This window comes from Candidatus Collinsella stercoripullorum (genome assembly GCF_027669965.1).
In the GTDB taxonomy this organism is placed as follows: Bacteria; Actinomycetota; Coriobacteriia; order Coriobacteriales; family Coriobacteriaceae; genus Collinsella; species Collinsella stercoripullorum.
The window spans coordinates 1-11,628 of sequence record NZ_JAQECM010000065.1; the positions used below are offsets into that span (position 1 = coordinate 1).

At 70.7% G+C, this 11,628-nt stretch carries 6 protein-coding genes; all 6 read left to right on the forward strand.

Going from position 1 to position 11,628, the window contains the following annotated elements:
- Positions 1-1,794 (forward strand): cation-translocating P-type ATPase (locus tag PHA29_RS09725; RefSeq protein ID WP_270849414.1); only part of this gene is annotated, 1,794 nt, incomplete at its 5' end.
- A gap of 514 nt (positions 1,795-2,308) precedes the next feature.
- Positions 2,309-4,996, forward strand: coding sequence for a cation-translocating P-type ATPase (locus PHA29_RS09730; protein WP_270849416.1), 2,688 nt, complete (start codon positions 2,309-2,311; stop codon positions 4,994-4,996).
- Positions 4,997-6,059: 1,063 nt separating this feature from the next.
- Complete coding sequence (rsgA, locus tag PHA29_RS09735; protein WP_408612049.1) at positions 6,060-7,274, forward strand: ribosome small subunit-dependent GTPase A; 1,215 nt, start codon at positions 6,060-6,062, stop codon at positions 7,272-7,274.
- Between the two features lie 492 nt (positions 7,275-7,766).
- Positions 7,767-8,489 (forward strand): Flp pilus assembly protein CpaB, encoded by a 723-nt coding sequence (gene cpaB, locus PHA29_RS09740; RefSeq protein ID WP_270849418.1) that lies wholly within the window; start codon positions 7,767-7,769, stop codon positions 8,487-8,489.
- Complete coding sequence (locus tag PHA29_RS09745) at positions 8,489-10,213, forward strand: P-loop NTPase (RefSeq protein ID WP_270849420.1); 1,725 nt, start codon at positions 8,489-8,491, stop codon at positions 10,211-10,213. The genes cpaB and PHA29_RS09745 overlap by 1 nt, the downstream gene beginning before the upstream one ends.
- A complete protein-coding gene (locus PHA29_RS09750) occupies positions 10,210-11,574 on the forward strand; it encodes a CpaF family protein (protein ID WP_270849421.1) in 1,365 nt (454 codons plus the stop codon). Before PHA29_RS09745 ends, PHA29_RS09750 begins: the two co-directional genes overlap by 4 nt.
- Positions 11,575-11,628 lie beyond the last annotated feature (54 nt).

Sequence of the window (11,628 nt, forward strand, 5' to 3'; positions counted from 1 at the left end):
GCCGTCGCGGCCATCCCCGAGGGCCTGGTCGCCGTCGTGACCATCGTTCTTTCCATCGGCGTCACCAAGATGGCCAAGCGCCAGGCCATCATCCGCAACCTGTCCGCCGTCGAGACCCTCGGCTGCACCCAGGTCATCTGCTCCGACAAGACCGGCACCCTCACCCAGAACAAGATGACGGTCGTCAAGCACGAGCTCGCCTCCTCCGAGGAGAAGCTGCTGGCCGGCATGGCCCTGTGCTCCGACGCCAAGTGGGACGAGCAGGCCGGCGAGGCCGTGGGCGAGCCCACCGAGTGCGCGCTCGTCAACGATGCCGGCCGCGCCGGGATGCAGGGGCTGGACATCGAGCACCCGCGCGTGGGCGAGGCCCCGTTCGACTCCGGCCGCAAGATGATGTCCGTTGTGGTCGAGGAGGCCGACGGCTCCTTCGAGCAGTACACCAAGGGCGCACCCGACGTCATCTTGAACCTGTGCACGCAGATCTACGAGGACGGCAAGATCGTTCCCATGACCGATGCCAAGCGCGATGAGCTGCTCGCCGCCAACAAGGCCATGGCCGACGAGGCGCTGCGCGTGCTCGCGCTCGCCAGCCGTACCTACGACACCAAGCCGACCGACTTCTCCGCCGAGGCACTCGAGAACAACCTCGTGTTCTGCGGTCTGTCCGGCATGATCGACCCCGAGCGTCCCGAGGTGGCTCCGGCCATCAAGGAGGCCCACGGCGCCGGCATCCGCACCGTCATGATCACCGGCGACCACATCGACACCGCCGTGGCCATTGCCAAGAACCTCGGCATCGTCGAGGGTCGCGACCAGGCCATCACCGGCGCCGAGATCGACAAGATGTCCGATGCCGAGCTCGACACGCAGATCGAGAAGTACGGCGTGTACGCGCGCGTCCAGCCCGAGCACAAGACCCGCATCGTCGAGGCGTGGAAGTCCAAGAACAAGGTTGTTGCCATGACCGGCGACGGTGTCAACGACGCGCCCTCCATCAAGCACGCCAACATCGGCGTGGGGATGGGCATCACCGGCACCGACGTCACCAAGAACGTCGCCGACATGGTGCTCGCCGACGACAACTTCGCCACCATCATCGGTGCGTGCGAAGAGGGTCGTCGCATCTACGACAACATCCGCAAGGTCATCCAGTTCCTGCTGTCCGCGAACCTGGCCGAGGTCTTCTCGGTGTTCGCCGCCACGCTCATGGGCTTCACCCTGTTCCAGCCCATCCAGCTGCTGTGGGTCAACCTCGTCACCGACTGCTTCCCGGCGCTCGCGCTCGGCATGGAGGAGGCCGAGGGCGACATCATGAAGCGCAAGCCGCGCAACGCCACCGACGGCGTGTTCGCCAACAACATGGGTCTCGATACCATCGTCCAAGGTCTTATCATCACCGTGCTGGTGCTCGCGAGCTTCTTCTGCGGTGTCTACTACGACCTGGGCACGATCGACCTGTCGCAGCTCGCCACCACCATGGCTGACGAAGAGGGCGTCATGATGGCGTTCATCACCCTCAACATGGTCGAGATCTTCCACTGCTTCAACATGCGCAGCCGCCGTGCTTCCATCTTCCATATGAAGAAGCAGAACAAGTGGCTGTGGGGTGCCGCGATCCTCGCGCTCATCCTCACGCTCATCGTGGTCGAGGTCGACGCCCTGTCCATGATCTTCTTCGGCGTCGAGCATCTCGAGCCTAAGGGCATGATCACCGCGCTCGTGCTCGGCTTCCTGATCATCCCGCTGGTGGAGATCTACAAGGCCATCATGCGCGCCGTGGAGAAGGACGCCTAACCGTCCGCTTCCGGTTCCGCCAGAGCCCGGGAAGGCCCCGGAGGGTTGCCGCCACGGCGCCCTCCGGGGCCTTCGCCGTACATGCGCAGGGTGTTCCGCGGCGGTGGGGGGATGCGCGTTTGATGGCAGATGGGGCAGTTCCCCGTGTCGCGATGGGGGAATCGGCGGGACCGCCCGCGGCCCGGCGCCGCGGGGGCGGGCGGACATCCCGCCGCCCCGATGGCGGGCGCGCGCCGCGCGGTCCCGGTGCGCATCCCGCTCCTGCCCGGTCCGATGCACATAGTACGGAGACCACGGGGCGCTCGGCTCCCGCGGGCAATTCTCGCGATTTGTATCATGGCCTTTTCCGGGGAGAGTCTGTAGGCTTGAATCCGTCGTTATAGGGTATTATTGCTAGTCACTGCAAGACGCCAGCTAACATGGCAGCCTTGAAGGGCCCTTGCCCCGCTCTCCTGGGGAATTATGATCGGGCTTCAACCTGTTGGTTGGCACGACACCCAGGAGGAAGAAAGGTATGGAGAAAGAGTACCTGGCTTCGGCTGAGGATGTGCTGGAAGCGCAGTCCTCGAATGCCGAGACGGGCCTGACCGGAGCCGTGGCGCAGCAGCGCCTCTCCGAGTTCGGTCCCAACAAGCTCGATGAAGAAGAGAAGACACCGCTGTGGAAGCGCTTCTTCGAGCAGATGGCGGACCCCATGGTCATCATGCTGATCGCCGCCGCCGCCATCTCCGCCATCACGGGTACCATCCAGGGTGAGCCCGAGTGGGCCGACGTCATCATCATCCTCACCGTCGTCGTCATCAACTCCGTGCTCGGCGTGGTCCAGGAGGCCAAGTCCGAGCAGGCCCTCGCCGCCCTCCAGGAGATGAGCGCCGCCCAGTCCAAGGTCATCCGCGACGGGAAGCTCGAGCACCTGCCGAGCGCCGACCTGGTCCTCGGCGACATCGTCCTGCTCGAGGCCGGCGACTCCGTCCCCGCGGACTGCCGCATCATCGAGAGCGCCTCGATGAAGATCGAGGAGGCCGCCCTCACCGGCGAGTCCGTCCCGGTCGAGAAGCACACCGATCCCATCGTGCTCGCCGAGGGCACCGACGACGTGCCGCTGGGCGACCGCAAGAACATGTGCTACATGGGCTCCACCGTGGTCTACGGCCACGGTACCGCCGTCGTGGCCGCCACCGGCATGAAGACCGAGATGGGCAAGATCGCCGACGCGCTCACCACCGCCAAGAAGGAGCTCACCCCGCTGCAGATCAAGCTGAACGAGCTCTCCGGCATCCTGACCAAGCTCGTGCTCGGCATCTGCGTGGTCATCTTCGCCGTCGACCTTCTCCGTCACGGCGGTGAGCTCGGCAGCAACCCCGAGATGATCCTCGACACCTTCATGGTCGCCGTGTCGCTCGCCGTCGCGGCCATCCCCGAGGGCCTGGTGGCGGTCGTCACCATCGTCCTCTCGATGGGCGTCACCAAGATGTCCAAGCGCCAGGCCATCATCCGCAAGATGACCGCCGTCGAGACCCTCGGCTGCACCCAGATCATCTGCTCGGATAAGACCGGCACCCTCACCCAGAACAAGATGACCGTCATCAAGCACGAGGTCGAGGGCCCCGACGAGCTGCATGTCCGCGCCATGGCCCTGTGCTCCGACGCCAAGTGGGACCCGTCCGCCGGCGAGTCCATAGGCGAGCCCACCGAGTGCGCGCTCGTCAACGATGCCGCCAAGCTCGGCTTCTACGAGGGCGGCAACGCCGAGAGGTACCCGCGCGTGGGCGAGGCCCCGTTCGACTCCGGCCGCAAGATGATGTCCGTCGTGGTGAAGACCCCCGAGGGCACCTTCGAGCAGTACACCAAGGGCGGCCCCGACGTGGTGCTCGGCCGCTGCACCGAGGTCATGAACGCCGACGGCTCCGTCGAGCCCCTGACCGACGCGCGCCGCGAGAAGATCATGGCCGCCAACAAGGAGATGGCCAACCAGGCGCTGCGCGTGCTCGCCTCCGCCGTGCGCATGCACGACGGCCAGCCCGCCGACTGCAGCCCCGAGGCCCTCGAGCACGACCTCACCTTCGTGGGCCTGTCCGGCATGATCGACCCCGAGCGCCCCGAGGTCGCCCCGGCCATCGCCGAGGCCAAGGAGGCCGGCATCCGTCCCGTCATGATCACGGGCGACCACATCGACACCGCCGTGGCCATCGCCAAGAACCTCGGCATCTGCGAGGACGCCAGCCAGGCCATCACCGGCGCCCAGCTCGACAAGATCTCCGACGAGAACTTCAAGGACAAGGTCACCGAGTACAGCGTGTACGCGCGCGTCCAGCCCGAGCACAAGGCCCGCATCGTCGACGCCTGGAAGAGCCGCGACAAGATCGTCGCCATGACCGGCGACGGCGTGAACGACGCCCCGTCCATCAAGCGCGCCGACATCGGCGTGGGCATGGGCATCACCGGCACCGACGTCACCAAGAACGTCGCCGACATGGTGCTCGCCGACGACAACTTCGCCACCATCATCAACGCGGTAGAGGAAGGCCGTCGAATCTACGACAACATCCGCAAGGTCATCCAGTTCCTGCTGTCCGCCAACATCGCCGAGGTGCTCTCGGTCTTCGTGGCGACGCTCGTGGGCTTCACGATCTTCCAGCCGGTCCAGCTGCTGTGGATCAACCTCATCACCGACTGCTTCCCCGCGCTCGCGCTCGGCATGGAGGAGGCCGAGGGCGACATCATGAAGCGCAAGCCGCGTAACGCCACCGACGGCGTCTTCGCGGGCGGCATGGGTGTCGACATCGTCTTCCAGGGCGTCATCATCACGCTGCTCGTGCTCGCCTCCTTCTTCGTGGGCGTGTATTTCGACATGGGCTACATCGACATCGCCGACATGATCGCCGGCACCGCCGACGAGGAGGGCGTCACCATGGCGTTCATCACCCTGTCGATGGTCGAGATCTTCCACTGCTTCAACATGCGCAGCCGCCGCGCGTCGCTGTTCTCCATGAAGAAGCAGAACAAGTGGCTGTGGGGCGCCGCGCTGCTCGCGCTCGTGCTCACCGTCGTGGTCGTCGAGTTCCACCCGCTGGCCGTCATGTTCGGCTTCATGGAGCTGCCGCTCGAGGCGCTCGCCTGCGCCATCGGCCTGGCCTTCCTGATCATCCCGATCATGGAGGTCTACAAGGCCATCATGCGCGCCGTGGAGAAGAACGACTAGCGCATCGCCTCGCATCCGTTCCGTCCGAACCGGACAGGACTGACAGATCCGCTGCAACGGGAGCCCTTCGGGGCTCCCGTTTTCGTTCGTATCCGTCGGGCTGGCAAATAATCGCTGTTTCGGGGAGGGTTGCCGACGCCCGGGCTCCCGTTCGGATGGTCCTCGGGGCGCTCCGGGTCCGGTGGCGCGGGGTTCGGGGTGGCGTGCAGCCCGCCTGCTCCGGCTTCGGCACCGTTTTGTCCGCTTCAAGAAGCTGAACGGCCCCTTGATGGCGCCGGCGCTCCCCGTCCCCGGAAGGAGGCGCGTCCGCTCGGACGGCCGACCCTCCCCGAAACGGCGAAATCGTGCCAGATTCCCGAAAACGAACGGAACGTGCGTGCGGCAGTGGGCGTCGAGGCGGTCCGCGGCGCGCCCGGGGCACCCTCCCGGACCCGGGAGCTGTCCCGGGCGCGCGTCCACCCCCGCAGGCCGGGAGCTGTCCCGGGCGCGCGCCCACCCTCCCACGTCCGGGGGCTGCCCCGGGTGCGCGCCCATCCGGCCGGGATGTGCGCCGTGACGTCGCGTCGGAGCGCAAAGGTGGTTCGCGGACCATGGGATCGGGGCGCCCGCCCGCATATAGTCTGAACCGTCATCGGGTATGGGGATCGAGAACACCGCAAGGACACGTGCACACCGTAAGGACACGTGGGGGCGGGGCGGAGCCCGTACCATGGAGATGACGGGGAAGGGGCGCGCGACAGGGCGGTCCGTATCGTCGGGACGCCGGCAGATGCCCGCGACGCGAGCGGCCTTTCCACCGTATGGCCGTCGACGCGGTGGGAAAAACCGCGCAACCCGCTTTCCCTCCCCTGCGCCGGGCGGGCCTCAGCTTTTTTGCCGCTTTCCTCCTTTCACGGCGAAAGAGCTGAAGCCCGCCCGGCGTCTCTCGTTTGCGGGAGCATCCCGCGCCCGCATGCGGTCACGGCCCCCGATGGGATACACTGGCTGGGGAAACGCCGGGGAGCCGCCCTCGGCCACCCGCGGGGCGCGCGGGGGGCGGGCGGGCCGCCCGGCGGAAGCGAGCATGGCTATGATGCGGACGAAAGGGGAGCGCGTGGGCAAGACGGCCAAGGCGAGGGGCAGGCGCGGGACGGCGGGGCGCCGGGGAGGCGCGGCCCCCGATCGGGAGACGCTCGTCGCCGCGCTGCCCAAGCTGGACATGCTGCGCGACGTCCCGTCCTTCTCCGACCTGCGGGCCGATGCGGCGCAGGTCGCGGCGTTCGAGGAGTTCGCCTCGGCCGTCGGGCGCGAGGACGGCGGCGCCGCGGACGAGATGCGCCTCGGTTTCGTGGTGCGCCTGGACCGCGGGTTCCCCCTCGTGGCGACGGACGGCGGCACCTTCCGCGCGGAGCATGCCGTCGGCTTCGCCAAGCGCCGCGGCGAGGGCGAGCGCCTGCTGCCCGCCATCGGCGACTGCGTGGCCGTCCGCGTCGCGCCCGGCCACGATATGGGCGTGATCGAGCGCGTCCTGCCGCGGCGCACGGTCTTCGAGCGCTGGCGGGGCAAGAGCCGCGGGGAGCGCCAGGTGCTCGCCGCCAACATCGACACCGTCCTCATCGTCCAGCCGCTCGGGTCCTCCCGCGACACCCCGGCGCTCGTGCGGGACCGCATCGCCCGCTCCCTCGTGCTCGTGCGGGACTGCGGGGCGGAGTCCGTGGTGGTCCTCACCAAGGCCGACCGCTGCGACGCCGCGGAGCTCGCCCGCGCGCAGGCGGAGGTGCGCCGCCTGGCGGGCGGGGACGTGCGGGTGCTCGCGACCTCGTCGGCGACGGGCGAGGGCCTGGACGAGGTGCGCTCCTGCGTGCCCGCCGGCAGCTGCGCGATGATCCTGGGGGAATCGGGCGCCGGCAAGTCCACGCTGCTCAACGCCCTGCTCGGCCATGAGGCGCTCGCCACCGGCGAGGTGCGCGAGCGCGACGACATGGGCCGCCACACCACCGTCGCGCGCGTGATGGTCTCCCTGCCCGACCCGTGCGGCGTGATCGCCGACGCGCCGGGCCTGCGCAGCCTGCCGCTCGTCGGCCATGAGCGCGGTCTCGCGCGGACCTTCCCCGAGATCGTCGCCGCGGCGCGCGGCTGCCGCTTCAACGACTGCACCCATACGCACGAGCCCGGCTGCGCCGTGCGCGCGGCGGTCGGGGACGGCGAGGTCGACGAGCTTCGGCTCGAGGCCTTCCTCTCGCTCGCCGTCGAGATGCGCGTGAGCGCCCAGAGCCTCGATCCCGACGTGCACCTGTAGGGCGCATCCGCGCGGCCTCCCCGTGCGGCGGGCCGTTTTCGTCGTCGCCCCCTTGCGCCATATCGCTTCTGTCACCGGCTGCCCCCGCATGCGCCGCCGCGTGCGATACAGGGCCGAGGCGCCGCCGCGGCCCCTGGGGGCGTGCCGGCGCCTGGCCCTTGCGGCCTCCTGTAATCCGCAGCGCGCTCCGAGACGGCGTTCGGCGCCGCGCTATCCGGAAGCGCGCCGGCCGCCTCCGTGCGCCCCGCCGCGTCCGGTGAGGCCGCCCTGCCTTGCCGCCGGCCCGCCCCCGTGCCCCGCCTCCCCTTACCGGAATCCGAACGCGCTGGAAAGAACGGGGGAAGGCCCCCGTAAGGTCGCGCGCGACTTCCCGAACTCGAGGTCCGCCGCCCCGCCGCCGCCCCGCACAATGGTCGCGAGCCCGCAGGGCCCGGCGGCCCGACGGGCGCGCCGGAGCGTGCGGGGCGAGGCGGTTCCGATGGGGGGTGCGCGGTGAAGCGTAGGGTGAGACTCGCGATCAGCATGGTATGCGGTGTCGCGGCTGCGATGACGGCGTTCGCGTACGCCTCGTCGGTCCGCGCCGAGGCGGAGCGCGCCCAGCGGGAGGCGCTCGCCCGCTACGGCGGCGACCTCGTCCCGGTCTGCGTCGCGACGCGCGACATCGAGCCGGGGGACACGCTGGACGAGACCAACATCGCGGTGGAGGAGTGGGTCGCGAGCCTGCTGCCCGCCGATGCGAGCACCTCGGTGGGCGATCTGGCGGGCAAGGTGGCGACCTCGCGCATCCCACGCCGGGCGGTCCTGTGCCCGGTATACCTCGAGCACCCGGGAGACGGGCTCGAGGTTCCCGAGGGCATGGCCGCGGTCTGCGTGGCGAGCGACCCCGAGCACGCGATGGGAGGGGCGCTCGAGCGCGGCGACGAGGTGGACGTCTACGTGTCGCGCGACGGGGTCGCCGACCGCCTGGCCGGGGCGCGCGTGCTCGATACGAGCGCGCTCGCATCGGGAGGGGGTGAGGTGAGCTGGGTGACGCTCGCGGTCGACCCCTCCGCGGTGGAGGAGCTCATCGCCGCCACGACCCGGGCCCAGGTGACCCTCACGGTCGCCGGGGCGCAGCCGGAGGGCGACGGGGCGGATGACGACGGCACCGGGCCCGGCGCGGAGGGGACGGGCTCCGAAGGCGCCGATGCGGATCAGGGGAAGGGTGACGCGTGATGGGGGCGATCTGGCTCGTGTGCTGCTCGGGCGACGAGATGGCGACAGTCCGCCGCGAGATCGGGGCGCGGGACGCCTCGGCCCAGCTGGTGCGTTTCGCCGACCAGCGGACGCTGCTCGGCGTGCTGGACGTGTTCGCCGGCGCCCGGGGAGGGGCGGCGATCTTCGCGCACGGCGGGGAGGAGCGCACGGAGCGCACCGTAGCCGAGCTCGCGCGCGACGGCCGCGCGGAGTCGATCCTGGTGTTCACCGACGAGCCGGATGCGGGTGCGATCGCGCGCCTGTTCTACGCCGGTGCGACCGAGGTCATCGCGGCAGGGGGCATCTCCGATCCGGACGATGCGTCGGGTGCGCGCACGAAAGAGGGTCCCGGTATCGAGCGTCCTCGGCGTCCCCCTGCCTGCGATGGCCCCGACCTCGAGATCCCTCCCTGGCCGCTTCCCCCGTCCGTCGGAAGGGGGTCGGGCGGGGCGCCGCACGCGGCCGCGTCCGGCTCCGGGCGGGCCCGCGTCTCAGGTGCGGACGCGCCTGCCGATGCGGGGGCGCGGAAGGCTCCCGCGCCATCGCCCGCGCAGACGGGCCCCTCCCCGGAGGCGGCCGATGCGAACCCGGTGCCCGGGGGCGCCAGCTGCGACGAGGGGACGAAGCCGGCGGGCGCCGCGACGGCGCCTGCGGCGACGGAGCCCGGCGGCGAGGTGCCCGCGGCGGCGGGCGCGATGGTGCCGGAGGGCGCTACGGCTCCGGCGGGGCCGGAGAGGCCCGTATCGGCTCCGGCTCCGGGCGCCCCTGCCGTCGGCGCGGGACGGGGCGCGTCCTCCCCGGGTGCCCCGGTCCGCCATGCGGCCGAAGCGCCCGCGGCGGGGTCCTCGGGGCGTCGCGCCCCCGTCATCGCCGCGATCTCGGGGCGCGGGGGCTGCGGCAAATCGACCGTGGTGGCGGCCATGGCCTGGTGGGCGGCGCACATGGGGCTGCGCGCCGCGGTGATCGACTTCGACCTGATGTTCGGCAACCTTGCCGACCTGATGGGCGTCGACCAGCTGCGCGACATCGCGGGGCTCGTCGCGTCCGACGACTCGTCGTCCTGCTCGCAGCAGGCGATCGAGGCGACCGCCATGCGCATCGCCCCCGGGCTCACGCTGTGGGGGCCGTGCTCCCTCCCCGAGCAGGCCGAGCTCCTGTCGGGCCCCGGGGAGGGCCTGATCGACGCCCTGCGCGGCGAGGCCGACGTGATCTTCGCGGACACCTCCGTGTTCTGGGGCGATGCGGCGGCCGCCGTCGTGGCGCGCAGCGACCGGTGCCTCGTGGTGGGGTCGGGCGGCGTCTCGTCGGACGCGTCGACGGCCCGCGCCGTCGCGCTCGCGTCGCGCATCGGGGTGCCCAAGACGAGGATGACGAGCGTGTTCAACAGGTTCGGGGCCGCCGGCTGCGACGAGGAGCGCGCCATGCGCTTCGAGATGGCGGTGGCGCTGCGCTCGCGGATGCGCATCGCCGACGGAGGCTCGTTCGTGTCCGACCTGCTGTCGTTCGGCCGCCTGGGGGACCTCATGGTCGTGCCGGGCGCGTTCGCCCGGGATGTGCAGACCCACACGTACGGGCTGCTGAAGGAGCTGGGCTGCCCGCTCGAGGCGTGGGAGGAGCGTCAGCGCGCCCAGATCCTATCGGAGCGGGGGCGCCCGCGGATCAGGCTTCCCTGGAGGCAGCGCGAAGGGGGTGCGGCGAGATGAGCGTCTTGGAACGGGTGCGGGAAGCCGGCGGGGACGACGGAAGGGCCGCCGACGCGCGCGCCGCGTCGAGCGAGCGCGTGCGGCGCGTGAAGCGCGCGGCGAAGCGCGAGATGATGGAGCGCGTGGGGTTCGCGGAGGTCGCGCGCATCGCCAACGCGCGCGACGCGGCGCGGTCGCGCGAGGAGCTGCGCCCCGCCATCGAGGCCGTCCTGAACGCGGGGGCGAGCGGGGTCGTGGACGCCCCGTCGCGCTCGCGCGTCGTCGAGGAGATCCTCGACGACGTGGTGGGGCTCGGGCCGCTGCAGCCCCTTCTGGATGACGATTCGGTGAGCGAGATCATGGTGAACGGCTGCGGCTCGGCCTTCTTCGAGCGCGCCGGCGTGCTGCACCCGCTGCCCGGGGTGTTCGAGAGCGACGAGCAGATCAGGATCGTGATCGACCGGATCATCTCACCGCTGGGGCGCCGCGTGGACGAGCGCAGCCCCATCGTGAACGCGCGCCTGCCGAGCGGCTACCGCGTGAACGCGGTGATCCCGCCCGTGGCGATCGACGGGCCGGTGCTCACCATCCGGAAGTTCTCCGACCGCATCAGCTCCCTCGCCCAGCTCGTCGACCTGGGGTCGCTGCCGGCCTGGTACGCGGGGCTGCTCAGCTGCGCGGTGGCGCTCCGGCAGGACCTCGCCGTGGCGGGCGGTACGGGGTCGGGCAAGACGACGCTGCTGAACGCCCTGTCGTGCGAGATCGCCCTGGGGGAGCGGATCGTGACCATCGAGGACTCCGCCGAGCTCAAGTTCGCGCGGCATCCGCATGTGGTGCGCCTGGAGGCGCGCGAGGCGTCGATCGAGGGCGAGGGCGCGGTGACGATCAGGGACCTGGTCACCAACGCGCTGCGCATGCGCCCCGACCGGATCGTGGTGGGGGAGGTGCGCGGCGCCGAGTGCATCGACATGCTGCAGGCGATGAACACGGGGCACGACGGGTCGCTCACCACCCTCCACGCGGGGAGCGCCCGTGAGGCCGTGGTGCGCCTGACCCTGCTCGCGCGCTACGGGATCGACCTGCCGGGGGACCTGATCGAGGAGCAGATCGCGATGGCGCTCGACGGGATCGTGATGTCGGTGCGCACCCCGGGCGGCCGGCGCTACGTGTCCTCCTACACGGGGGTCTCCCGTTCGGATGCCGGGGGCGTCGAGCTCACGGAGTACGTGTCGTTCGACGAGGCGAGCGCGACCTGGGAACTTGTACGCGAGCCGCCGTTCATCGAGGAGGGGCTGCGCTCGGGGGCGCTGCGGGAGAAGGAGGTGGAGCGATGGAGGTCGTCGTGTCCTGCTGCACGGGGCTCCTCGCGGCGCTGTGCGTAGCGGGCATCCTGCGTGCGCTCGACGAGTCCGCGGCGCGCGGCCGCGCCCCGCGCG

What these genes read in the sequence shown, in the direction of transcription:
- PHA29_RS09730 (WP_270849416.1), top strand. Translation starts at nt 2,309, where the DNA reads ATGGAGAAAGAGTACCTGGCTTCGGCTGAGGATGTGCTGGAAGCGCAG.
- rsgA (WP_408612049.1), top strand. Translation starts at nt 6,060, where the DNA reads ATGGCTATGATGCGGACGAAAGGGGAGCGCGTGGGCAAGACGGCCAAG.
- PHA29_RS09745 (WP_270849420.1), top strand. Translation starts at nt 8,489, where the DNA reads ATGGGGGCGATCTGGCTCGTGTGCTGCTCGGGCGACGAGATGGCGACA.
- PHA29_RS09750 (WP_270849421.1), top strand. Translation starts at nt 10,210, where the DNA reads ATGAGCGTCTTGGAACGGGTGCGGGAAGCCGGCGGGGACGACGGAAGG.